The sequence below is a fragment of the Paenibacillus auburnensis genome, assembly GCF_927798115.1.
Lineage (GTDB): Bacteria > Bacillota > Bacilli > Paenibacillales > Paenibacillaceae > Paenibacillus_AQ > Paenibacillus_AQ auburnensis.
Genome location: NZ_CAKMMG010000008.1, coordinates 172298 through 196274 on the forward strand (window position 1 = coordinate 172298; position 23977 = coordinate 196274).

18 protein-coding genes are annotated in these 23977 nt (G+C 48.3%); 14 read left to right on the plus strand and 4 right to left on the minus strand.

Annotated elements, in window-relative coordinates; genetic code table 11:
* Nucleotides 1–207 precede the first annotated feature (207 nt).
* The 4 genes from L6H70_RS22330 to rplT all read left to right on the plus strand — a co-directional run bounded on the left by L6H70_RS22330 (nucleotide 208) and on the right by rplT (nucleotide 2885).
* Nucleotides 208–1446, plus strand: a complete 1239-nt coding sequence (locus L6H70_RS22330) for a glycosyltransferase family 2 protein (RefSeq protein WP_236336358.1) — start codon at nucleotides 208–210, stop codon at nucleotides 1444–1446.
* Nucleotides 1447–1739: 293 nt separating this feature from the next.
* On the plus strand, nucleotides 1740–2237 hold the full coding sequence (gene infC, locus L6H70_RS22335) for a translation initiation factor IF-3 (protein WP_054939340.1): 498 nt from the start codon (nucleotides 1740–1742) through the stop codon (nucleotides 2235–2237).
* Nucleotides 2238–2293: 56 nt separating this feature from the next.
* On the plus strand, nucleotides 2294–2494 hold the full coding sequence (rpmI, locus tag L6H70_RS22340; protein ID WP_019912828.1) for a 50S ribosomal protein L35: 201 nt from the start codon (nucleotides 2294–2296) through the stop codon (nucleotides 2492–2494).
* A gap of 31 nt (nucleotides 2495–2525) precedes the next feature.
* Entirely contained in the window at nucleotides 2526–2885 is a 360-nt protein-coding gene (rplT, locus tag L6H70_RS22345) for a 50S ribosomal protein L20 (RefSeq protein WP_038587257.1), read from the plus strand.
* 91 nt (nucleotides 2886–2976) lie between these two features.
* Here rplT and L6H70_RS22350 read toward each other — a convergent pair whose 3' ends face one another.
* Nucleotides 2977–3519: an acyl-CoA thioesterase gene (locus L6H70_RS22350; RefSeq protein WP_206103603.1), complete on the minus strand. Its 543-nt coding sequence runs from the start codon at nucleotides 3517–3519 to the stop codon at nucleotides 2977–2979.
* A 308-nt stretch (nucleotides 3520–3827) separates the two neighbouring features.
* Here L6H70_RS22350 and L6H70_RS22355 point away from each other — a divergent pair, with 308 nt between their 5' ends.
* The 5 genes from L6H70_RS22355 to L6H70_RS22375 all read left to right on the plus strand — a co-directional run bounded on the left by L6H70_RS22355 (nucleotide 3828) and on the right by L6H70_RS22375 (nucleotide 9322).
* Nucleotides 3828–4904 carry a BMP family lipoprotein gene (locus L6H70_RS22355; RefSeq protein WP_236336359.1) on the plus strand — a complete coding sequence of 359 codons (1077 nt, stop codon included), beginning with the start codon at nucleotides 3828–3830 and terminating at the stop codon, nucleotides 4902–4904.
* 178 nt (nucleotides 4905–5082) lie between these two features.
* Nucleotides 5083–6621, plus strand: coding sequence for an ABC transporter ATP-binding protein (locus L6H70_RS22360; protein ID WP_236336360.1), 1539 nt, complete (start codon nucleotides 5083–5085; stop codon nucleotides 6619–6621).
* Nucleotides 6614–7687 (plus strand): ABC transporter permease, encoded by a 1074-nt coding sequence (locus L6H70_RS22365; RefSeq protein WP_236336361.1) that lies wholly within the window; start codon nucleotides 6614–6616, stop codon nucleotides 7685–7687. The genes L6H70_RS22360 and L6H70_RS22365 overlap by 8 nt, the downstream gene beginning before the upstream one ends.
* Entirely contained in the window at nucleotides 7688–8644 is a 957-nt protein-coding gene (locus L6H70_RS22370; protein WP_236336362.1) for an ABC transporter permease, read from the plus strand.
* Nucleotides 8645–8980: 336 nt separating this feature from the next.
* A complete protein-coding gene (locus L6H70_RS22375; protein ID WP_236336363.1) occupies nucleotides 8981–9322 on the plus strand; it encodes a hypothetical protein in 342 nt (113 codons plus the stop codon).
* On the opposite strand, the gene L6H70_RS22380 is transcribed toward L6H70_RS22375, so the two are convergent.
* Nucleotides 9319–9774, minus strand: a complete 456-nt coding sequence (locus L6H70_RS22380) for a GNAT family N-acetyltransferase (protein ID WP_236336364.1) — start codon at nucleotides 9772–9774, stop codon at nucleotides 9319–9321. The genes L6H70_RS22375 and L6H70_RS22380 overlap by 4 nt on opposite strands.
* A gap of 588 nt (nucleotides 9775–10362) precedes the next feature.
* Here L6H70_RS22380 and ilvB point away from each other — a divergent pair.
* From ilvB to L6H70_RS22405, 5 genes are all read left to right on the plus strand, one after another.
* Nucleotides 10363–12111, plus strand: coding sequence for a biosynthetic-type acetolactate synthase large subunit (gene ilvB, locus L6H70_RS22385; RefSeq protein ID WP_236336365.1), 1749 nt, complete (start codon nucleotides 10363–10365; stop codon nucleotides 12109–12111).
* A complete protein-coding gene (ilvN, locus tag L6H70_RS22390; protein ID WP_054939349.1) occupies nucleotides 12108–12596 on the plus strand; it encodes an acetolactate synthase small subunit in 489 nt (162 codons plus the stop codon). The genes ilvB and ilvN overlap by 4 nt, the downstream gene beginning before the upstream one ends.
* Before the next feature lie 180 nt (nucleotides 12597–12776).
* Entirely contained in the window at nucleotides 12777–13769 is a 993-nt protein-coding gene (ilvC, locus tag L6H70_RS22395; RefSeq protein WP_236336366.1) for a ketol-acid reductoisomerase, read from the plus strand.
* 111 nt (nucleotides 13770–13880) lie between these two features.
* Nucleotides 13881–15422, plus strand: coding sequence for a 2-isopropylmalate synthase (locus L6H70_RS22400; protein WP_236336368.1), 1542 nt, complete (start codon nucleotides 13881–13883; stop codon nucleotides 15420–15422).
* Between the two features lie 338 nt (nucleotides 15423–15760).
* Nucleotides 15761–19561 (plus strand): collagen binding domain-containing protein, encoded by a 3801-nt coding sequence (locus L6H70_RS22405; RefSeq protein ID WP_236336370.1) that lies wholly within the window; start codon nucleotides 15761–15763, stop codon nucleotides 19559–19561.
* 67 nt (nucleotides 19562–19628) lie between these two features.
* On the opposite strand, the gene L6H70_RS22410 is transcribed toward L6H70_RS22405, so the two are convergent.
* The gene (locus L6H70_RS22410; RefSeq protein WP_236336371.1) at nucleotides 19629–20759 is read right to left on the minus strand and encodes a response regulator; all 1131 of its coding nucleotides are present in this window, start codon (nucleotides 20757–20759) and stop codon (nucleotides 19629–19631) included.
* A gap of 16 nt (nucleotides 20760–20775) precedes the next feature.
* Complete coding sequence (locus L6H70_RS22415; protein WP_236336372.1) at nucleotides 20776–23877, minus strand: ATP-binding response regulator; 3102 nt, start codon at nucleotides 23875–23877, stop codon at nucleotides 20776–20778.
* Nucleotides 23878–23977 lie beyond the last annotated feature (100 nt).

The following is a 23977-nucleotide window of genomic DNA, read 5'->3' on the forward strand; positions in this document are numbered from 1 at the left end:
AACAGAGAAAATGAGGAGTCCGTTTCAACAGGAATCCCTATAACATCTTTTAAACGGGATATAAATAAATTGAACGCCTGCCCGCAAAAAAGGGGAAACTCTTGATCTATTGTAAGGGATGCAACAAAAGGGTCAGCAACAACGTTTAACAAGCCAGAGACAGAAAAAAGGGCATATCAAGAGTGAAAAAGGGGGCATCAAAAGATCATGACAGACGCATTGTTTGTTACGCTCCAAGTGATCTTGGCGGCAATTGCAGTTTATCAGTTTGGATTCTCACTGTTTGGACTGCGCAAGAAAAAGAAAAAGGAACACTTTGCACCGGAAAAGTCATTTGCAGTACTGGTGGCTGCGCACAACGAGGAAGAGGTCGTCGGCGCGCTGATGGAGAATCTGAAACAGCTTAATTATCCCCAAGATCTGTACGATGTATTTGTTATCTGTGACAACTGCACGGACGGGACGGCAAAGATCGTAAGGGAGCACGGGATGAACGCCTGTGTACGCACCAACAGCAATCTGCGGGGCAAGGGTTACGCCATCGAATGGATGCTGAAGGAACTGTGGGCTTTGCCTCGCCAGTATGATGCGGTTGTCATGTTCGACGCCGACAACCTGGCACATACTGAATTCCTGATGGAGATGAATAATGATCTTTGCTCAGGCGCCCGGGTAATCCAGGGTTACATCGATACGAAGAATCCGGAGGATTCCTGGATTACTGCCGCATATGGTGTTTCTTACTGGTACATCAACCGCTTATGGCAGCTATCGCGCCACAATCTGCAGATGGCGAACTTCCTTGGCGGAACCGGCATGTGCTTTGAGACAGCCCTGCTTAAAGAAATGGGCTGGGGAGCGACAAGCCTGGTGGAGGATTTGGAATTTACCATGCGCAGTGCCTCCAAAGGCGTTTACCCGAAATTCAACTATGATGCCAAGGTATTCGATGAGAAGCCGCTCACTTTCAAGGCGTCGTCCAGACAGCGTCTGCGCTGGATGCAGGGACATTTCACAGTGGCCCGCCGTTATTTCTTCCCTCTGCTGTGGCAGAGTATTAAAGAACGCAGCCTGACGAAGTTTGACCTCGCACTGTATGGAGCGAATGTATATATCGTTCTGCTGACGTTTCTGATGACCGCGGTTATGTGGATTGACACTTCCGTGTTTGACGGCCCGCATATCGCGAACATCTATGGTCATCTGCCGATTTGGCTCAGCTATTTTGCAGTCGGTGCGAACATTCTGACCTTCCTGCTTGCGATGGCGCTCGAGAAGGTGAAGTTCAAGAAGGTATATCTGTACCTGCTGGTCTTCCCAATCTACCTGCTCTCGTGGTATCCAATCACGTTCTATGCGTTCTTCACACAGAACAACAAGCAGTGGAGCCATACCAAACATACGCGGGTCGTGCGGCTTGAGGAAGTACAGAGCAAGCAGGTCTAATCAGCCAAATGTATTTCGTACAATTCTGTTGGAAAAATGGTTGACAACAGCTTATGCTGTGGTGTATATTATTCAAGTATGCAAAACATAGGGATTGCAAGCAGAAGCACCGGCTTCTCACCTGACTGGTAATATGCCAGCTGGTTTTGATCTCAATGCTTTATGAATGTTATAATTCATGAACGTTGATCAAACACGGGGTGTCGGGAGTTACCGGCACCCCTTTTTTATGGAGAACCGCAAGTACATTGCCTAAGAAGATCCGGAGGTGGAGAGTTATCAGTAAGGAACATATGATCAATGATGAAATTCGGGCCAAAGAGGTTCGGTTGGTTGGAGCGGAAGGCGAGCAAATCGGAATTAAGCCGATCCGCGAAGCGTTGCAGATGGCGATTGATCTTAATCTGGATTTAGTCAACGTAGCACCGCAGGCGAAACCGCCGGTATGCCGCATCATGGATTACGGCAAGTTCCGTTATGAAACGCAGAAGAAAGAGAAGGAAGCACGCAAAAACCAGAAGATCGTGGACATCAAGGAAGTCTGGTTCCGTGCTAACATTGAGGAACATGATTATCAAACCAAGTTCCGTAATGTCATCAAGTTCCTGGGCGAAGGCGACAAAGTGAAGTGCTCTGTCCGTTTCCGCGGACGTGAGATTACCCACGCTAGCATCGGCCAGAAGATCCTGGAACGTGTTAAGACCGAAGTGGAAGATATATCTGTTGTTGAGCGCCAGCCTAAGCTGGAAGGCCGCAGCATGATTATGATTTTGGCTCCTAAAGCCCAATAATTTGGAGTCACTTGCACAGCAATTTGGCGCCGCATAATATTCAAGGAGGAAACACCATGCCTAAAATGAAAACACACAGCAGCCTGAAAGGCCGCTTCAAAATTACCGGATCTGGTAAAGTACTGCGTTATAAAGCTCACAAGAACCACTTGCTGTCCCACAAATCGAAACGCGCAAAACGCGTATTGAACGGCAATCCAGTAATGGCCCCTGGGGATGTAAGACGTTTGAAACAAGGACTAGCTAACTTGAAATAGTTTATCACACATTTTTGGGAGGTTTATTAATATGGCAAGAGTTAAAGGCGGATTTGTAGTTCGTCGTAGACATAAGAAAGTATTGAAATTGGCAAAAGGTTACTTCGGTTCCAAGCACCGCATTTTCAAAACAGCTAACGAGCAAGTAATGAAATCGATGGTTTACGCTTACCGTGACCGTCGTCAGACTAAACGTAACTTCCGCAGACTGTGGATCGTTCGTATTAACGCAGCAGCTCGTTTGAACGGCCTGTCCTACAGCAAGCTTGTATTCGGCCTGAAATTGGCTGGAGTAGAAGTGAACCGTAAAATGCTGGCTGATCTGGCAGTAAACGATCTTAACGCATTCAACTCCCTGGCTGTTGTAGCCAAAGAGAAGATCAACGCGTAAGTGTTATAATTAACCGAAAAGCACCGCCTGCGGGGGAACCCGTGTGACGGTGCTTTTTTTGTGCGGCTTTGTCCGGCAGCTTCTGTCTGGTCTATTCCCAGTATTTGCTGGTATTCAGCAGTGAGGCGAGTTTTTTGCTGCTGGCCCGTCTGATCTTGCGTAATTCAGAACGTTCATTGGCGGATTCGCTGATGAGCTTCTCTTCGTCGGTTTCCGGAATGATGGCCGGGACAGGGGCTGGAGTACCGTCTTCCTCGACGGCTACAAAGGTGAGGAAGGAAGTAGCGGCAACGATTCGCTCACCGGTATATAGGTTCTCAGAGATGACCTTGACGAATACCTCTATGCTTGTGCGGCCTGTCCAAGAGACGAAGGATTCGAAGCAGACGGAGTCTGTAGGACGTATAGGCTGTAGGAAGTCGACGGAGTCCGTGGATGCCGTGACGACATTTTTACGGCAATGGCGCATTGCGGAGATGGAGGCAACTTCATCAATGGTGCTCATCAGCTTGCCGCCGAACAGAGTCTTATGATTATTGACATCATTCGGGAAAACACGGCCGGTTTTGAAGACGCGGGATTCCCGGCTATATTTGAAGGACGGCGTTTCTTGAAGAGAATTTTGTTCATTCATGGTTTCAGTACTCCCTTTTCTTACAATATGTAAGCATTTATGATAATAGAATTTCTATCTGTGTGCAATAATATTATAGTCTACAGTGCGCTTCTTCAACCAATTCGGAACTTTTCTAACATATTATGACCGTAAAGGTTACGTACAGTGTTAGAGGAAGCGTTTTCTTGTGAAAAAATGCAAATTATTATTGACCTGAGGTCATTTATAGACTGGATTTTAGGTTTTTTTACAGTTATAATTTGATCTAATGGTATGTCCAAGCAGAAGACAGAAGACATCCAATTTCATAAGGGGGATCACAATCGATGAAAAAGTTTTTGAAATCGTCGCTCGTTTTGTTGACGGCTTGCACTGTCGTTCTGGCAGGATGCGGAAACAACAATAACGCAAATTCAGGAAATGCAGCAAATGGAGACAAAGGCACTAACGCTGGAACGGCAACTAATGCACCAGCTGAAGCTCCTAAGTCCGATGTAAAGATCGGCCTCGTTACAGACGTAGGCGGAGTAAATGACAAATCGTTTAACCAATCCGCTTGGGAAGCACTGCAGGCTCTTGAAAAAGAATCCGGTGCTCAAATTAAATATCTGCAAAGTAAATCCAATGCCGATTATGAGCCTAACCTTAACCAATTCGTAAAAGGCGGCTACAACCTGACTTGGGGTATCGGTTTTGACCTTGGTGACGCACTGCTTAAAGTAGCTAAAGAAAATCCGGATGCCAACCTGGCCATCATCGACAGTGTAGTTGATGCTCCTAACGTTGAATCCGTAACTTTCGCTGAAAATGAAGGTTCCTTCCTGGTTGGTGTAGTTGCTGGTCTGACTACTAAAACTAACAAAGTAGGCTTCATCGGCGGTATGGAAAGCCCGGTTATCAAACGTTTCGAAGTTGGCTTCAAAGCCGGCGTAGAAGCTGTTAACCCTAACGCAACAGTAACTATTACTTATGCAGGTGCATATGACAAGCCTGATACTGGTAAATCCCTGGCTGCAACTTTGTATGATGCTGGCAACGACATCATCTTCCCTGCTGCCGGTGCAACTGGTAACGGCGTATTTAACGAAGCCAAATCCCGCAACGATGCAGGCGGTACTAAAGTATGGGTTATCGGCGTAGACAAAGACCAATCCCTGGAATTTGGCGATGACGTAACTCTGACTTCCATGATCAAACGTGTTGATGAAGCAGTTAAGAAAGTTTCTCAGCAAGTGGTTGACGGAACATTCAAAGGCGGCACTACAACCGTGCTGAGCCTGAAAGACAACGGTGTAGGCCTTCCAGAAACATCTAAGGCTAACGTTTCTGCTGAAATCCTGGCTAAAGTTGACGAGTACAAACAACAAATCATTGACGGAAAGATTACTGTTCCATCCGAGTAAACTGATTTGATTTAATGTCATTCACGTCACCATATTACAAGAAACAAGGCCGGTTCTTAAGCTGGCCTTGTTCCCTGTTACAAAAGCGGTTAATCTAAACACAGCTTGCCGCCCTGCGAGGGGTGGCATGGCCGTGTCTATAAGGCAATGATATATATTCTGTGATGAGGGTGATTCCATGAGTGCTGCGGCTCCTGTCGTAGAGTTGAAGCAAATCACAAAACGCTTTCCCGGTATTGTCGCGAACGACGCTATTAGTCTGACGCTGGAAAAAGGGGAGATTCACGCACTGCTTGGGGAGAATGGGGCAGGCAAATCAACCTTAATGAATATCGTATTCGGACTATACCAGCCCGATGAAGGCAGCATCGAAATCGACGGGAAACCGGTTATTATCGATAACCCCAATAAAGCTATTGAGCTTGGCATTGGTATGGTTCATCAGCATTTCAAGCTTGTTGATCCTTTTACGGTAACTGAGAACATTGTTCTTGGCATGGAACCCAAAAAAGGACTTAAAATCGACTATAAATCCGCCGCGGAGCAGGTTCGTAAGCTATCTGAACAGTACGGACTCCAAGTAAATCCGAACGCAAAAATTCATGATATTTCGGTCGGTATGCAGCAACGGGTAGAAATTATGAAGACCCTGTACCGCGGAGCGGATATACTTATATTCGACGAGCCTACCGCTGTACTGACGCCGCAGGAAATTACGGAACTGATGGCGATAATGAAGCGGCTCGTTGCAGAGGGCAAGTCCATCATACTTATTACACATAAGTTGAAAGAAATCATGCAAATTTCTGACCGCGTTACCATTATCCGCCGGGGTAAGGTGATTGATACCGTAAAAACTGCGAATACTAATCCGAACGAACTGGCTGAAAAAATGGTCGGACGTGATGTAACATTCAAGGTGGACAAGCGTCCTGCGCAGGTGGGAACCAGCGTATTGAAAATGACGAATGTCCACAGCAAGAACAAAGATGGTGTTTCTGTGCTTAACGGACTCAACTTTGAAGTGAAAGCCGGTGAGATTCTCGGTATTGCGGGAGTCGACGGCAACGGACAAAGCGAGCTGATTCAGGCGATTACAGGACTCCGCAAGATTGATTCCGGTTCAATCACTGTTTCAGGCAAAGAGATTGCCAATCTTTCTCCGCGTAAAATTTCTGAGATGAATGTGTCCCATATTCCGGAGGACCGCCATAAACACGGGCTGGTGCTTGATTTTACCGTCAGTGAGAACATGGTTCTGGAGACGTATTATAAGAGTCCCTATAACCAGAGCGGATTCCTGAAGCAGGATGTCATTGATAAGCACGCTGAAGATTTGATTAAGCAATTTGACGTGCGTACGCCATCCATTGAGAATAAAGCCCGTTCGTTATCAGGCGGTAATCAGCAAAAAGCGATTATTGCGCGGGAAATAGACAAAAATCCGACACTCCTGATTGCGGCTCAGCCTACGCGTGGTCTTGATGTGGGAGCGATTGAATTCGTGCAGAAACAATTGATTGCCCAGCGTGATCAAGGCAAGGCTGTACTGCTGATATCTTTTGAGCTCGATGAAATTATGAACGTATCCGACAGAATTGCCGTTATTTATGAGGGCCAGATTGTCGGCGAAGTATTCCCGCAGGATACGAATGACCAGGAACTGGGTCTGATGATGGCGGGCAGCTTGAAACAGGGAGGAAAAGCGGGTGCATAGACTTAAAAAAATCTTCGCGACAGACAGCTATATTGTGCCTATTGTCGCGATCATTATGGGCTTCCTGGTTGGAGCTGTCGTAATGCTGATCGGCGGGTATGATCCTATCGCCGCCTACTCCGCACTGTTCAAACGCGTATTTGGCAGCCCTTATGACTTCGGTGAAGCGGTACGCGAGATGACACCGCTGATGTTTACTGGTCTTGCCGTAGCCTTTGCCTTCCGCTCAGGGATGTTTAACATCGGTGCGGACGGACAGGTGCTGATCGGAATGACAGCAGCTTCGGTTGTCGGCATTAAGCTTGCAGGAACACCTTCATTCCTGCTGGTGCCGCTTGCTGTTATTGCCGCCGGTCTTTGCGGCGGAATTTGGGCAGGGATTGCCGGATATCTAAAGGCAAAGCGCGGCATTAATGAAGTTATCACCACCATCATGCTTAACTGGATCGCACTGTATTTGTCCAATTATATTGTTAAACATTTTCTGCTGCTTAAAGGGCAGAACCGTTCGGTGGACAATCCGGCTTCGCTATCCATGACATTCTTGAATTCGCTGTTCGATAATGCCCGTGTACACTGGGGCACGGCTCTTGCGCTTTGTGCCGCGTTGTTCTTCTATGTTTTCTTGTGGAAGACCAAGCAAGGGTATGAGATGCGTGCGGTTGGACTTAACCCGCATGCGGCAGAATATGCAGGCATGAACGTCGGACGCAACGTAGTGAAGGCCATGTTTATCAGTGGTGCTTTTGCGGGTCTGGCAGGGGCAGGAGAGGTGCTTGGTGTATTCCATTACCAGTCCATCTTTGCGGCGTCACCTGGCTACGGCTTTGACGGCATTGCAGTAGCACTGCTGGGTCTGACGCATCCGCTGGGTGTAATTCTGGCTGCAATTCTGTACGGCATGCTGACTTACGGTTCAGCGGGTATGAGCTTTGGTGCCGATGTTCCGCCGGAACTGATTCGTATCGTTATTGGCTCCATCATATTCTTTATTGCAGCACAAGGAATTGTACGCTGGGTGCTTAAACCGTTCTACTTCAAGCGCAAGAAAGAGAAGGTGTTATAGATGGATTTGCAGACGTTAGGACAGCTGCTCAATACAACGCTTGTGTTTTCCACAGCGCTCATTTTTGCCGCACTTGGCGGCATCTTCTCTGAACGCTCCGGTGTAGTTAACATCGGTCTTGAAGGGTTAATGATGTTTGGTGCGTTTGCCGCTGCAGTGGGAGGGTATTATGCCCAGGATGCAGGTATGGGAGCATGGGCTCCATGGGTTGGAGTGGTTTGCGCGATGGCCGTTGGTGTTATTGGCTCACTGATTCATGCGGTAGCTTCAATAACGTTCAAGGCGGACCAGACTATCAGTGGTACGGTCATCAACTTCCTGGCTGCGGGCAGCACGCTTTATATGGTTAAACTGTTTTTTGAGGGAGCCGGAGAAACTCCATTGCTGGAAGGGTTCAAAAAAGTTCCTGTTCCAGGGCTGTCCAAGATTCCGGTTATCGGCGAGGGGATTTTTAATTCCTATCCGACTACGTATTTAGCAATTGTGCTCGTTATCGTTATTTACTTTGTATTGTTTAAGACTCCGTTCGGACTTCGTCTGCGGGCTGTCGGCGAACATCCGAGTGCTGCCGACACTTTAGGCGTCAATGTCAACAAGATGAGATACATCGGTGTAATGCTCAGCGGTCTGCTTGCCGGAATTGGGGGCGCAACGATCACCTTGACGACTACGGGGACCTTTGCGCACAATACGATTTCCGGTCAAGGTTTTATCGCGATTGCTGCCATGATCTTCGGGAAATGGAATCCGCTCGGTGCCTTCGGGGCTGCAGTATTCTTCGGATTCTCCCAAGCGATCCGCAACTATGTACAGCTGTTTGAATGGTCTAAGAGCATTCCGCAGGAATTCATTTTCATGATTCCTTATGTTCTGACGATTATTGTTCTAGTGAGTGCTGTAGGACGGTCTGCAGCGCCAAAAGCACTAGGTGAGCCATACGATCCTGGTAAGCGGTAATCTGAATCTCAGCTGGTATCAAAATAAGTACAGAAGCGCATGTCCAATTGGACATGCGCTTTTTTTATGTTTTTGAGCGGATATGGATATGTTAACCTGCTACACCCTTGAAGCAGGGACAGGTGTACAGGCGAACTGCTGCTTCGCCGAATAGACTGAGTTGAACCTTAAGCGAATACGCAGGAATTCAAAACTGAGTATATGCTTCTGAAGCCAGTTTTGCACGATAGGAATCAGGAAAGCTCAGCTCACAAAACTAAGTTTATGCTTCCGAAGTCAGTTTTGTACGAAGTGAATTAAGGAAGCTCAGCTCACAAAACTTTTAGGAGGGATTTTATGGCACATCCGGTTACTAAGAAACAGGTTATGAAGCTGGTCGGCAAAAATATTGTTGCAGTAAAAAAAGACGGCTCCAAGGTAATGGGTAAGCTACTGCGCGTTTCGGGAAACCGTCTTATTCTCCAACGTGTCAGCGGTAAAAAAGTGCAAACCAAAGCATTGATTCCGCTGGTGCTGTTTGATTTGCTTGCTGTCGGTACAGCTCCGTATGCCTACAGTCCTTATGGCTATGGCGGGGGCGGGCCTTACGGAGGCTATGGACCAGGACCCGGCTATGGCGGTTATGGACCAGGCCCGGGTTACGGCGGAGTTCCGTATCCTCCGATCGGATTCTTTTAAAGAAATCGGTTAAACTGCTTTTCGAACTCATAACAATAGTTCTGGGGCTGATAACGGGCTACGCTGTAGCCCATTTTTTCATAAAAAGAAATTCCTGCCGCATTTCCTGTATCCACAGCTACCTTTGCCCGTTTACAGCCGCGTGATAATGCAAATCGCTCTGCCCGGTCCATCAGCATATTCCCCCAGCGTTTGCGGCGCGCTGACGGGGCTATGGCAAGCATATCAATATAGAGCAAATCACCATGCAGCATGAAATGGACAAACCCCAGCGGATCGCTCTCATAGTCGGGACAAGCTACAAGAGTAACTCCTTGGCCTAAGCGCCGGGGCAGATCTTTTCTGACCTGGCTGATTACGGTTTGCGGCAGATGCGACAACGGAACTAGCTGCTTTTCAATTAAGTCCATAATGACGCTGTCGTCCTGCTTGGGTCTGCGGTAACGAATCATAGAGCGCCCCCTTTCCACGCATTGTCGTACATCATATGCCTGAGTCGGTGTGGGCGTTACGGAAACCGTAGAACAACGTTTTGTGACAGTTTATGAAATAAGGGTATTGACTAACCGTGTGAGGAATCATATAATGTGTCTAAACATTTTAACGAATATACTTACATCGGCAATGATGAGGACGAAGTTTTAGGGGCTCTTTTGCTCAGAGAGTGAGAGGATATGCTGCAACCTCCACCAGAATCCCTTATATACGAGCTCACCTCGGAGCTGTTTCCCTGAAAGGTTCACCGGCAAGAGTGGTGAAATTATTAGGGGGAATCGTTTAGTCCGCGTTACGGACTTCAGGTTACAGAGATTTGGGCCCTGCCTACATCGATGGATTTTTGTATCCTGATAAGGCGTTACATCGTGAGATGTAATGCAAACATGGGTGGTACCACGGAAGATCAACCTTTCGTCCCTCACGCGCTTCTTCTTTGGCGCGTGGGAGGCGGGAGGTTTTTTTGTTGTCAGCCCCTTACTGTTGTATAAAAGACGGTCCGTCATTTGCATAATGAATGTTAACTATTGAAGGGAGGAATACTGATGAGCGCGCAAACACCGGAAGTGCGGTCTACAGAAGAATTACGTGAGAAGTGGAAGAATCCTGAGGTGATTACGGGTTCCGAAGTCCTGCTGCGCAGTCTGGTTTTGGAAGGTGTAGACACTGTATTCGGATACCCGGGCGGAGCGGTACTGTATATTTACGATGCGCTTCACGGATTCGATGATTTCAAACATATTCTGACCCGTCATGAGCAGGGTGCGATTCATGCAGCAGACGGTTATGCCAGAGCAAGCGGTAAAGCGGGCGTATGTATCGCAACCTCCGGTCCCGGAGCAACCAATCTTGTTACAGGAATCGCTACAGCTTTTATGGACTCGGTTCCGCTTGTGGTGATTACCGGGAATGTCTTTTCCAGCCTGATTGGAACGGACGCATTCCAGGAAGCGGATATCACCGGTATAACGATGCCAATAACGAAACATAGCTATCTGGTGCGGGATGTTGAAGATCTTCCGCGTATTATCCACGAAGCGTTCCATATTGCGAATACCGGACGCAAGGGTCCGGTGCTGATCGACATTCCGAAGGATGTATCGGCTGCAAAAACGTTATTTACACCAGTGCAGCATCAGGGAGTGAACCTCCGCGGTTATAACCCGCGAACCACGCCTAACAAGCTTCAGCTGGATAAGCTGATTCGTGCGATTTCTGCAGCTGAACGTCCAATTATTATTGCAGGCGGAGGAGTTATCTACTCCGGGGCGCATGAAGCGATGTATGAATTTGTTAAAAGGACAGAAATCCCGATTACAACCACCTTGCTCGGCCTTGGCTGCTTCCCGAGTGCAGATGACCTCTGGATGGGAATGCCTGGTATGCACGGTACCTATACCGCCAATAATGCCATACAGCAATGTGATTTGCTGATAAATATCGGCGCACGGTTTGATGACCGCGTGACAGGCAAGCTGGACGGCTTTGCACCAAAAGCGAAGATTGTCCACATCGACATTGATCCTGCGGAAATCGGCAAAAACGTTACACCTGATATTCCGATCGTCGGTGATGTAAAGACGGTTCTTGAAATGCTCATTCCAGATGTGACGCGTGCAGCAAATGCGGATGCCTGGAGAACACAGATTGCCCAGTGGAAGCTGGACCAGCCGCTTCGCTACAATGATTCTGATACGGAGCTCAAACCGCAATGGGTAATTGAAATGATCAATGACACCACAAAAGGCGAGGCTATCGTAACTACAGATGTAGGACAGCATCAGATGTGGGCAGCACAGTACTACAAATTTAACCATCCGCGCTCATGGATTACTTCCGGCGGTCTTGGAACAATGGGCTTCGGCTTCCCGTCAGCCATCGGAGCGCAAATGGCGCATCCGGAACGTCTGGTAGTATCCATTAACGGAGACGGCGGCATGCAGATGTGTTCCCAGGAACTGGCCATTTGTGCAATCAATAATATACCGGTCAAGATTGTAGTTATTAACAATCAGGTTCTGGGTATGGTACGGCAATGGCAGAATCTTATTTATGAGAAACGTTACAGCTATACCGATCTTGGCGGCAGCCCGGATTTCGTAAAACTGGCTGAAGCTTATGGTGTTAAAGGACTGCGGGCAACGAACAAAGAAGAAGCAGGCGCAGCGTGGAAGGAAGCACTGGAAACGCCGGGACCCGTTCTGGTAGAATTCGTTGTTCCCAAAGACGAAAATGTCTACCCGATGGTAACTCAAGGGTCAACCATTGATCAAATGCTGATGGGGGATGAATGACAGTGATGAAACACACGATTTCTGTGCTTGTGAATGACCAGCCGGGTGTGCTCCAGCGGGTGTCTGGCTTGTTCGGACGCAGGGGCTTTAATATTGAGAGTATTACCGTTGGACAGTCTGAAGAGATTGGGCTGTCCCGGATGGTCATCGTTACACTCGGTGACCAGCATACGCTAGAGCAGATTGAGAAGCAGCTTTACAAGCTGATTGATGTTATCAAGGTCGTGGATCTTGGCTCTAAGCCGATGGTTGCCCGTGAGCTGGCACTGATTAAAGTCAAAGCCGAACCGGCTGAGCGTCCGGAAATTATGGGAGTAGTTGAAACCTTCCGCGCTTCTGTTGTTGATATTGGAGCAACAAGCCTGCTCGTTCAGGTCGTTGGTGATACGCAAAAGATTGATGCAATGATTGAACTAATGAAGCCTTACGGCATTAAGGAACTGTCCCGCACAGGAGTGACCGCCATGATTCGCGGGAATGCCTAGTCGGTATAATTTACGGCTTTAACGAATTACTGCTTGTTTGCATTAATTTGATAAGATCATAATGAACTTCCCGCGAAAGAGCGGGAACTTGAGGAGCGCAGAGGCTGAAAGCCTGGTCTCCAGCGCTCTTGAAGTACCCGCTCTTTACGATGGGTCCCAATTTAAAGGAGGATATTGACAATGGCAGTGACAACGTACTATGAACAGGATGCAGAACTCAGCGTTTTAAAAGGGAAGACAATTGCAGTAATCGGGTACGGCAGCCAAGGGCATGCCCAAGCGCAGAACCTGCGCGACAGTGGTCTTCAGGTTGTCATCGGCCTGCGTGAAGGTAAATCTTTCGAAACCGCCAAGAATGACGGATTTGAAGTATTGCCAGTAGCAGAAGCAGTATCCCGTGCAGATGTAGTACAAATTCTGATGCCGGACGAAACACAGGCATCCGTATATAAAAATGAAATTGAGCCAAACCTCAAAAACGGCGCGGCACTGATGTTCTCCCACGGCTTTAACGTGCACTTCGGCCAAATCGTTGCTCCTAAGGATGCAGACGTGCTGCTGGTAGCACCTAAATCCCCGGGCCACATGGTTCGCCGTACTTATGTTGAAGGCTTCGGGGTTCCAGGATTGATTGCCATCGAACAGGATGCAACCGGAAATGCCAAAGCAATCGGACTTGCCTATGCCAAAGGTATCGGCTGTACTCGTGCAGGAGTTATCGAAACTTCCTTCCGTGAAGAAACCGAAACGGACTTGTTCGGTGAGCAGGCAGTGCTTTGCGGCGGTGTATCCGCACTGATCAAAGCTGGTTTCGAAACTCTGACAGAAGCAGGATATGCTCCTGAAATGGCTTACTTCGAGTGTCTGCATGAGCTGAAGCTGATCGTTGACCTGGTGTATGAAGGAGGACTTGCCACTATGCGCGATTCCATCTCCAACACTGCCGAATACGGTGATTATGTAACTGGACCACGCATTGTTACAGATGAAACCAAAAAAGCAATGAAAGCTGTTCTGACTGATATTCAACAAGGTAAGTTTGCCCGCGACTTTATCCTTGAGAACCAGTCCGGCCGTGCCTTCCTGACAGCAACCCGCCGCAATGAAGCTGCTCATCCGGTTGAAGTTGTCGGCAGCCAGCTGCGTGAAATGATGCACTGGATTAATAAATAGGCTCATATACTTAATTTAGTAAGATAAACAATAGTGTAATCCTCAGATGCGGCCGTATTTTTTGCGGGCCGCATTTGAGGGTTTTAGCACAATCTTCAGGAGGTGCTCAGCTTGCGGAAAATCTATGTGTTCGACACGACACTGCGTGACGGAGAGCAGTCTCCGGGTGTGAACCTGAATACGCGTGAGAAGGTGGAAATCGCCTACCAGTTAGAGAAGCTTGGAATTGACCGGATGGAAGCGGGTTTCCCCGCAGCATCACCGGGTGATTTGGCAGCGGTAAACGCGGTAGCCCGGGCGGTGAAGAATGTTACACTGATTGGATTGTCACGCTCCAGAGAGTCTGATATTGACGCGGTAAGAGAAGCACTGCAGGGAGCACAAGACCCTTGTATTCATATTTTCCTGGCTACTTCACCGATTCACCGGCAGCATAAGCTTCGGATGGATAAAGCCCAGGTGCTCGAAACCGCGCAATCGGCAATCCGTTATGCAAAGAAATATTTCTCCAAGCTGGAATTTTCTTTGGAGGATGCAGGACGTACCGAGCGTGATTTCATGGCTGAGATGGTAGCCATGGCCGTTCGCGAAGGAGCAAATGTGGTAAACATTCCTGATACAGTGGGCTACCTGAATCCTTCAGAATATGGTGCGATTTTCAAATTCCTGAAGGACACGGTGCCGGATATTGAGAAGGTTCAGCTTAGTGCCCATTGTCATAATGACCTGGGCATGGCTACCGCCAATACCCTGGCTGCAATCCAGAATGGTGCGGATCAGATTGAGGGTACCATCAACGGCATCGGGGAGCGCGCCGGCAACACGGCGATTGAAGAAGTGGCTCTGGCGCTGGAGACACGCAGCGAATTTTTCGGCGCCAAGACTTCGCTTGTACTGTCGGAGATCTCCCGTACCAGCCGTCTGGTCAGTAAGCTGACCGGGATGGCTGTGCCGGGCAACAAAGCTATTGTTGGAGCCAATGCCTTTGCGCATGAGTCAGGTATCCATCAGGATGGAATGCTTAAGGAGAAGACAACCTACGAAATCATGACGCCGGAAACCATCGGGCTGAAAGAAAGCAAGCTGGTGCTGGGCAAGCATTCCGGCCGTCATGCTTTCCGCGATAAGCTCAGCGATCTGGGCTACGATGTGCCGGAAGAAGCATTGAACACCGCCTTTGCGAAGTTCAAGGATCTGGCAGATAAGAAGAAAGAGGTTTCCGATGAGGATATCCTGGCACTGCTGGAGGAAAAGCTTGGGGATACGCCGGAGATTTTCAGCCTGAAGACTATTTATGTAACTTACGGCAATGAAGCTGTTCCTACGGCAAAAGTTGTCATCAAAGGCCAGGAAGCCGAACCGATTGTCGCAACGGCAGAAGGCAACGGTTCTGTAGACGCAATTTATAATGCCATTGACCAGGCTACCGGCGAGGAAGTTACACTGGGTGACTATTCCATTAAGGCCGTCAGTAGAGGCAAGGACGCTCAGGGGGAAGTTCATGTTATGCTGTCGCAGGGTGAAGTTGCCGCACAGGGACGCGGACTAAGTACTGATATTCTCGAGGCCAGTGCCCGAGCTTACCTTGATGCGCTCAACAAGCTCCTGGAGAAACGTAAGACATATACACGGCGTGATCATGCGCAGTTGTAAACCCGTATAATTTTATGCATAACTAAATTTAGTGAAGCCATCCCTTCAGAGGAGTCCCCTCTGCTGAAGGGATGGCTTTTTTTGTGCATCGTATTTGGAATTATTTATAAATTTGCGTATCTTCGCTATTGGTTCATCAAATGCTGTTCCCTGTCTTATCAGTGACTTTGGTTACCATGAAGAAAGTTAACTATTATAAAATCCCTCGAGACTTTGACTTTTTTGTGAAAAAAACAAGAAATCTAACCAATTATACATAGGCTGTTCAGAAATTGTTCATGCGCGAAGAGTACAGTTAAGCCTGACAGATTATTCGGAGAAAAAGGAGATAACCGGAAATGTATAAAAAAAGAATGGCGGTCATACTTAGCTTACTTCTCATTTTCATACAAGGGGCTTACAGCTATGGTTTCAGCACCCAGGTCAATGCTGCGGAAATATCCGACAATATCATCACCAGTGTAACCATGGCGGTGTATGATAACGGCGTCCCTGTAACAGAAGTTGTATATAAGCAGGGGGCTGAAGTGAAACTTACCTATAATTGGGAGCTTCCGGATTCAACCTATAAGGGTGGTGATACATACAGCTTTGAGCTGCCCGACAAGTTTGTGCTTGCAAGTGACATAAATGGAACTCCTCTGATATTCGACGGCGTTCCGCTGGGTCATTTTGATGTCCTGAAGGGAAGTCCGAATAAAGTTGTGATGACCTTTAACGATGATATTGAGCACTATTTTGGTGTGCACGGGTCTTTTACTATCAGTACGAAGTTCGATAAAACCAAATTTACGGAAACGACCGTCCAGCAAATTGTGTTCCCGATCAACGGAGGCAATCAGACGGTGACGCTTACGTTTATTCCGGAGGTCACCTCTACCATTGCCAAGAACGGAGTTCCAACCGGCTCCAACAAGGATAACCTGAACGCCAAACAGATTATTTGGACTGTAGACGTGAACAAAGTGCTGTCGAGTGTCCAAGGGGCAACGGTTAGCGATACCATTCCTGCCGGCCTGTCGCTGGTGAACCCGCTGGACGTTAAGGTGTATAACCTGAATGTGAAGCTGGATGGTTCCGTAACGCAGGGAGCGGAGCTTGATATTTCACGATATGTTGTAACGACACCTGCCGGTAAGCTGAATGTGGCTTTTAATGATTCATCGATTACGGGGGCATACCGTATCCAATTCACTACGGACATCACGGATGCTGCCAAGACGAGCTTTACAAATAGTGCAGCCTTTAGTGGTTCTAATCAGGCGGCGGTTACAGCTACAGCCACGGTGAACGTATCACAGGGCAACTTTTTAAAGAAGACGTCCACCAGTTATAATTCGGCGACACAGGTTACTTACTGGGAGATTGATTACAACTACAATGAGCTGCAGATTGCCCAGGCAGATGCTGTTCTGAAGGATTACTTCAATAACACACAAGAGCTGGTGCCCGGCTCCCTGCAAGTGTTCCCGGTTAATTTCCTGACCAGCTCCAGTGGCACGGTAGGAACAACAGAAGCTACTAATTATGCAGTGAATGCGCCTTCGGTCCCGGTCAGCGGGCAGAATGGATTCGAGCTTGCGTTTACCAGCGATATCAGCGGCGCTTACAAAATTAAATATCAGACTAAAGCCGTGAACCGTGTGGAAGATAATGCGACAATCACGAATTCGGCTACTTCCGGGGCCACAACCGTAACAGGTACCCGGGACATCGGTCAGGTTATCATCAGCAAAAAAGTAGCGGATTACAACTACCTTACCAAAACCGTCTCATGGTCAGTAACCTTAAATGCTGACAGCTATCCGATGAATGATGTGGTGGTTAAGGATGTATTTACGTACAAAGGACTTAAAATAGTGCCCGAGTCGATTGTAGTCAGGAAAGGTTCCGCTACGATCAACACAGGCTTTGCTATTCAAAATCTGGATGAAACTGCCGGCTTTGACGTGGTGTTCAGCTCACAGATTACAGGGCCGTATACCATTACTTATGATACGTATTTTGATAACAACTGGCTTAGCTACAACTGGTTGAGCACAGCAGCTAAGTTCGAGAACAAGGCTACAGTGAACTGGAAAGATCCAGGTACTACAACAGTGAAGACTAAGACAGTAACCGCAGCCTTCGATCCGAATACTTCGGAAAAAGCGAACGGCTTCAAGAGCGGCGATTACAACGCGGTGAATAAGGAGATCACTTGGACCTTAGGCGTTAACTATAACCGTCAACCACTGGCTGATGCCAATGTAACGGATGTGCTGCAGAGCAATCAGCAGTATGTGCCAGGCTCTGTGGAGGTCTACAATCTGACTGTTGCCAAAAGCGGCTCTCCCTCCCAAGGCACAAAGCTTACGCTGGGCACAGATTATACCGTGACCTATACAGAGAGCAGTAAGCTGCTGCAGGTGGATTTTAAGCATAATATTAATTCAGCCTACTACATCATTTTCAAAACAAACCTGCTGGGGCAGCTCGTTGAGTCACCGACCCTTGTCAATACCGCCAATCTGTACAGCGGCACAACCCCTGAATCCAAGGATTTGACCGCTTCGCTGACGATTCCTAAAGCTGGAGAATTCGTGACTAAGAGCGGAGTACAGAGCAACACCCGAATAAAGTGGGCAATTCATATCAACTACAGCCAGTCTTTCATTGAAGATGCAAAAGTGACAGATGATCCTAGTGACAATCAGATTCTGCTATCCGATTCATTTAAGCTGTATCCGACAACTGTTAATGCTGGGGGTGATATCACTAAGGTGACAACACCGCTGGTGAAAGGAACAGATTATGATCTGGTCATCAGTACGGATGAGAATACCGGAAAACAGCAGTTCGTGCTTATTTTTAAAACGGATATCGAGAAGGCCTACATTCTTGAATATGAGTCACTGATTGTGGCCAACAACAATGATAAAATATCCAACAGTGTGCGGCTCACCGGCAATAATTCGACCACTATTACCAAACAAAGCAGCAAAGAGATAACGGTGGCTCTATCGAGTGCTGACGGAGTGGGGACAGGAACCCGCAAGACATTAAATGTGATGAAAAAAGATGCGGCGGATCAGGCGCTGCTGAGCGGGGCTACCTTTGCACTGTACCGTAAATCGGGTTCGGCGGAAGTACTCTTTAATCAGCTGACAACGGATGCCAGCGGAACTGTATCCTTCAAAAATCTCTGGCCCGGAAACTATGTGCTTCAGGAAGTCACTGCACCAGCCGGGTATGATCTCAATCCGACTAAGTTTGCTGTAAACTTCAACTCAACAACAGAAACAACAATGACGGTGACGGATAATAAGACAGCAACACCAACGCCGGTAACGACACCGACACCGACAGTAACACCAACCTCAACAGCAACAGCAACAGCAACAGCAACAGCAACAGCAACAGCGACAGTAACACCAACGTCGACAGCAACGCCGACAGCGACGGCAACGCCTGCAGCGACAGAACCACCGGCAGAGACGGAACCACCGGCAGAGACGGACCCGCCGGCAGCAACAGCAACGCCGACATCGACAACAACGGCAGCACCGACGCCTGCGGTAACACCACCCTCACTGCCGGGTTCGCTGCCTACGCCTTCAGCCTCTGCGACACCGGTAGTCATTAGTACAGCAACGCCTACGGCTTCAGTTACACCTGTGCCGGCATCAGCAACACCCACAGCAACACCTGCAGCCACACCGGGCCAGCCTGCGGTTAGCAGCACTCCTGCTGCCCCGCAGGCCACACAGGCAACTACAATTGTTGATATTCCTATTGAAGGCGAGATCCCGCTGGGCGGCATTCCGAGCCTAGGAGACGAGCCGGATCACGGGACGGTTACGATTACTCCAGACGGAAAATGGACGTATACACCGGATTCCGGCTACATTGGAAAAGATGAATTCACGATTGTTGTAACGGATGAAGACGGGAATGAAGAAGAGGTTGTTATTGAGGTAGCGATTGATGATGTACCGAAAGGTACGGTTACCGATACAGCCGATAACCCAGACGGTACACTACCCGGAAAGCTTCCGCAGACCGGGGAGAGCAGTCCGCTACCGCTTTATCTGACAGGCGGAGGTCTAATTGCCCTGGGTCTTGTTCTCGCCAGAAGATTCAAGACACGCACAAAATAGGTAGTAGTAATCGGCATTAGTGCCGGATTACACCAAAGACACCCGGAGCTTCCGGGTGTCTTTGGTGTTATATGCTGAGATTAATATGCTTCCAGTTCTCGTACCAGTCTATGATATGGGACGGCAGCTCGATGTTCAGCTCACGGTTCAGCAGATTGCACAGCGTATTATATTGCTGTTCTACCGCTATACGATCCCCCATGCTGTCATAGACCTTCATCAGGTCCAGATGGGCCTGCTCGAAATAAGGCTGGAGCAGAACGATGCGCTGATAGGTTGTAACAGCTGCAGGAAGCTTACCGCTGCTGACAAAAAATTCAGCCAGACCGGTAGCTCGTTGCAGCCAGATGGCACGCAGACGCTGACGCTCGCTTTCTGCCCATATGTAGCCATAATCCCCTAAATAATCGCCGGAATAGAAATCTAATAGCTGCACATGCGCTGTATAATTTTTTTCGTTAACTTCAGGCAGTGCAAGAATCCCCTTTTCCCATTCGACAGTATCAATCAGCAAGCCTCCCGTTTCGAGTACATAGCCTTCATTTGCACTGTTGATCTGGAGCTCAATTCCCGCCTGCTTCAGGCATTGCCGCACTTGATAAATCGTAGTGTAGAGAAGGGTGGAGGCTTTTTTAACATCCAATTCAGGCCATAGCCATTCAATCAGATAATCCTTGCTGATCAAGCGGTTCCGGTTATGGAGCAAATAGGCGAATACTTCCTGGGCCTTTAAGGTGCGCCAGCGGATGCTCTGTAACGGCTGGCCATCGAGCTCAAAGCGAATGGATTGCATACAGCGGAGCATCAGCTTGGAGGGGTTCCCCAGCGTTACTTGGGCTTTGGCTGATTCCAGGCGCTGCAACGTCTTTTGCAAACGGTCACGGCGCACAGGCTTCAGCACGTAATCTAGGGCATTCAGCTCAAAAGCGTCCACAGCATAATCATTATAGGCGGTTACAAACACTATACTTGCCCCGGGACAAAGATTCTGCATAAGCTCGGCCGCCTGCATACCGTTAATTTCAGGCATTTCAATATCCAGAAAGATTACATCAGGGTCTAGGCTTGGTGCTGCACTTAGGGCTTCGCTCGGGTCTGTAAAAGCACCGGTAACCGTAACTGTGCCCAGTTCTTCCAGCATCAGCTGCAATTTCATAAGCGCCAGCCGTTCGTCATCGACTAGCAGGGCTTGAATCATAACTGATTCCACCACCTCAATAAATATTCTTTGCTCCCGGAGAAGCCTGCGACTTGCTGAATGGAATAATGAAGCTGATTATAGTCCCTTTAAGAACTGTGCTTTCGATAGTTAGTCCACGGCCATACATTCGCATCAGCCGTTTATGAGTGTTCTGCAGTCCGATCCCCCGCCCGGGTTCCAGTGGTCCGGTTAGCAATTGGGACAGAACCTCTGCACGGATGCCAATGCCATTGTCGGCAATGGTGACTTTATAACCCTCGCTGTGCTTCCTGACGGAGATTTCTACCCGGCCGCCTTTGGCGCGGTTCAAAATTCCGTGTCTGACCGCATTCTCAACAAGAGGCTGAATCGTTAGCGGAGGAAGCAGGAAATGCAGATCCGGCTCGATAGACCAGGTGGTTTCCAGACGGTCATCAAAACGTTCCTTTTCGATATACAGATATGCCCTAACCAGCTCCAGCTCACGTTCTAACGGCACTAGAGGCTCAGCATTAAGGAAATTAAAGCTTAACCGCAAGTAGGAGCTAAAGGCATCAATTAAATCACTCATTCTTTCTGAATCAAAGGAGGCCAGCGCGGAAATGGAATTTAAGGTGTTGAATAGAAAATGCGGCTGAATTTGTGCCTGCAGATAAGCGGCCTCCACTCGGAGCTGACGGGAGACGGATTGTTTCAAATCGGTTAAAAAACGAACCCGCATCTGCAATTCCATCGCATTTACCGGCTTGCTTACATAGTCATTGGCCCCGGAGACGAACCCGGTATAGATATCCTGCGGCTGGTTGCGGGCCGTAAGAAGCAGAACCGGAAGTTCTGTGACCGAGTAACGTTCACGGATCCGCCGGGTAAGCTCATACCCGGACATACCCGGCATCATTACGTCGGAGATGACCAGATCCCATGATTCATCATCCAGCAGCAGCAATGCTCCATGCCCACTGGTAACGGTCATAATTTCGTAATCATCGGCGAGAAGAGCAGTGAGTATCTTTAGATTAACCGGATCATCATCCACCGCGAGAACTCTGGACTTGGACTGTGAATCAGAATCAACTATGTTATGATCCTGAACCAGCGCATAAGGGACCAGCGGTGCTTCTCCAGATTCGTGCAGGATGACATCGTTTTTAAGAACGCTCTCTTGCGGCTCACCGGCCAACTGGAGAGTAAATGTGAAGACAGAGCCTTCTTGTGGGCTTGAGACTACACTTAAGCTTCCGCCGTGCAGCTGAACCAGCTCTTTGCAGATGCTGAGTCCAAGACCGATACCGCCCCCCATGGCAGTCATACTGGAATCACCCTGCTCATAAGGCTCAAACACTCTTCGCTGTGTTTCCTGATCCATACCGATGCCAGTGTCCATGATATGAATACGGGCCGTTTGCTGGTGAATATCCGCATACACACTGACAGTGCCCTTCTCTGTATATTTAACGGCATTTTGCAAAAGATTGAACAGAATTTGGATAACTCTTTTCTCATCTCCTATTACATTCGGAAAGTTGTCTGGAATATCCATCTTTAGCTCGAGGGGTTTATCCCCAGTCATAAAGCGCAGCATGTCCATCACTCCGGAAGCCGCAGATTGAATACGGAGGCTTTCCAGCTTCAATTGGATATTGTGCTCGCGAAGCTGTGACAGATCCAGCAGATCGTTGAGCAGGAGGGACATGCGGCGGCCGACGGTAATAAGCAGTCTAAGATCCTCGGCATTCTGCTCGTGCAGCGTGCTCTTTTCGCTGGACAGTACCGCTTCGGCAATATTTATAATGCCGTGAAGCGGATTTTGCAGCTCATGTGAGGTATTGGCCAGAAAGTCATCCTTTTGCTTGATTGACCGCTGTAGGCTTACGGCCAGCTTGGCTGTCTGCTCCGCATTCCAGAAGAAGCGGCGGAACCAGAAAGTGGCAAAGGCTAAAAAGGCAAAAATCAGATCAAAGGGATAGAAGCTGAGCCCAAGTGTGCTATTGTTCTTGATAGATCCCCATATGGTGCTGCTGATGATACTGGTTATAGCCAGCAGCAGAAAGATCGTCCCTTCCTCATTTCGTATGAAGGACTTGTAGATGATGATAAAAATACCCACAGCCAAAGACAGTAGCAGATGTCCGTATTGATGGCTCAGTACCGAAAAGAGAGTACTGCTGCTGGGAACGGAAATCAGCAAACCTCCAAATAATAAGGTAATAATGGCCAATATCCGCATCCACTTAAAGCGCTCATTCGGAAACAACAGCTGTTTGGCAAGAAGCAGCATGAAAAAAAACGTTCCCAAAAAAGCCAGCCGCAAGAGTTTGAGCGACCAGCCGTTGCTGATTGGCAGCCAGAGCATTAACAATCTGTCGTCATCCGACAAAATGCTGAATGTGGCAAAGACCACCATCAGCGTGAAATACAGTAATACCTTATGACGCGGGATGATTAGGTATAGAATGACGGCATAAGCGGCATGAAGCAGCAGCACGATGCAGACGGCAAGCTCCATTCCGATGGTAAGCAAGCGCTCCTTATGTATGGTCTGACTATTTCCGAACAAAACCGGCCGCAGAATCCCACCTGAGTCGGTGTCAAAGTCGGCCACCTGCAGTACCAGTTCAGTTTCACCTTCGACAGCGTTGAAATATACTGGATAAGGGACAGCCCGGGCGGTGTATTCTTGCGCTGTTTCAGCAGGGATGCCTGAGTGACCTTCTATTTTGCCGTTTACATAAAGGGCTGAGGAAGAATTTATTTTGGGAAGAATGATTCCAATCCGCTGATCCGGCTGCTTCGTCAGAATTCGTAGACGATAGGATGCATACCTGTAAGTTTCCTGTTCCTGCTTCATCGCTCCTTTCCAGCTGCCCGGGACTTGAATATAGCTCGGATTCGTCCCCGGAGAGGGGGCAGAACGGGCACGGCTGCCGGAAGGAAGCAGCTTACCGGGATAGATTTCCCACTCGCCTCTCAGACTGTAAATTTTGTCGTCTGAAAACGGGGTATCACGCAAATCAAGAACACCTTGAACGGCCTTAAGGGGAAGCGGGAGCGGATGAATGCTGATCCACAAAAAGCGCAGACCTGTAATTCCCATTAGAAAAAGTACGATTACCGCAATAAGTTTTTTCTTTGTCATAGTGTTAATTTAGTTCGACAAACTCAGGGAGCATCCCTTCTACAACCGTATATTCTTGATGTAGGATAGAGAATAGAGGGTTTGAAATTACCTGGAACAA

Coding starts and splice junctions, on each gene's coding strand:
- L6H70_RS22360 (WP_236336360.1), top strand. CDS start 5,083: ATGAGTGCTGCGGCTCCTGTCGTAGAGTTGAAGCAAATCACAAAACGC.
- L6H70_RS22330 (WP_236336358.1), top strand. CDS start 208: ATGACAGACGCATTGTTTGTTACGCTCCAAGTGATCTTGGCGGCAATT.
- L6H70_RS22370 (WP_236336362.1), top strand. CDS start 7,688: ATGGATTTGCAGACGTTAGGACAGCTGCTCAATACAACGCTTGTGTTT.
- rpmI (WP_019912828.1), top strand. CDS start 2,294: ATGCCTAAAATGAAAACACACAGCAGCCTGAAAGGCCGCTTCAAAATT.
- rplT (WP_038587257.1), top strand. CDS start 2,526: ATGGCAAGAGTTAAAGGCGGATTTGTAGTTCGTCGTAGACATAAGAAA.
- infC (WP_054939340.1), top strand. CDS start 1,740: ATGATCAATGATGAAATTCGGGCCAAAGAGGTTCGGTTGGTTGGAGCG.
- L6H70_RS22415 (WP_236336372.1), bottom strand. CDS start 23,877: ATGACAAAGAAAAAACTTATTGCGGTAATCGTACTTTTTCTAATGGGA.
- ilvB (WP_236336365.1), top strand. CDS start 10,363: ATGAGCGCGCAAACACCGGAAGTGCGGTCTACAGAAGAATTACGTGAG.
- ilvN (WP_054939349.1), top strand. CDS start 12,108: ATGACAGTGATGAAACACACGATTTCTGTGCTTGTGAATGACCAGCCG.
- L6H70_RS22375 (WP_236336363.1), top strand. CDS start 8,981: ATGGCACATCCGGTTACTAAGAAACAGGTTATGAAGCTGGTCGGCAAA.
- L6H70_RS22410 (WP_236336371.1), bottom strand. CDS start 20,759: ATGATTCAAGCCCTGCTAGTCGATGACGAACGGCTGGCGCTTATGAAA.
- L6H70_RS22380 (WP_236336364.1), bottom strand. CDS start 9,774: ATGATTCGTTACCGCAGACCCAAGCAGGACGACAGCGTCATTATGGAC.
- ilvC (WP_236336366.1), top strand. CDS start 12,777: ATGGCAGTGACAACGTACTATGAACAGGATGCAGAACTCAGCGTTTTA.
- L6H70_RS22355 (WP_236336359.1), top strand. CDS start 3,828: ATGAAAAAGTTTTTGAAATCGTCGCTCGTTTTGTTGACGGCTTGCACT.
- L6H70_RS22350 (WP_206103603.1), bottom strand. CDS start 3,519: ATGAATGAACAAAATTCTCTTCAAGAAACGCCGTCCTTCAAATATAGC.
- L6H70_RS22405 (WP_236336370.1), top strand. CDS start 15,761: ATGTATAAAAAAAGAATGGCGGTCATACTTAGCTTACTTCTCATTTTC.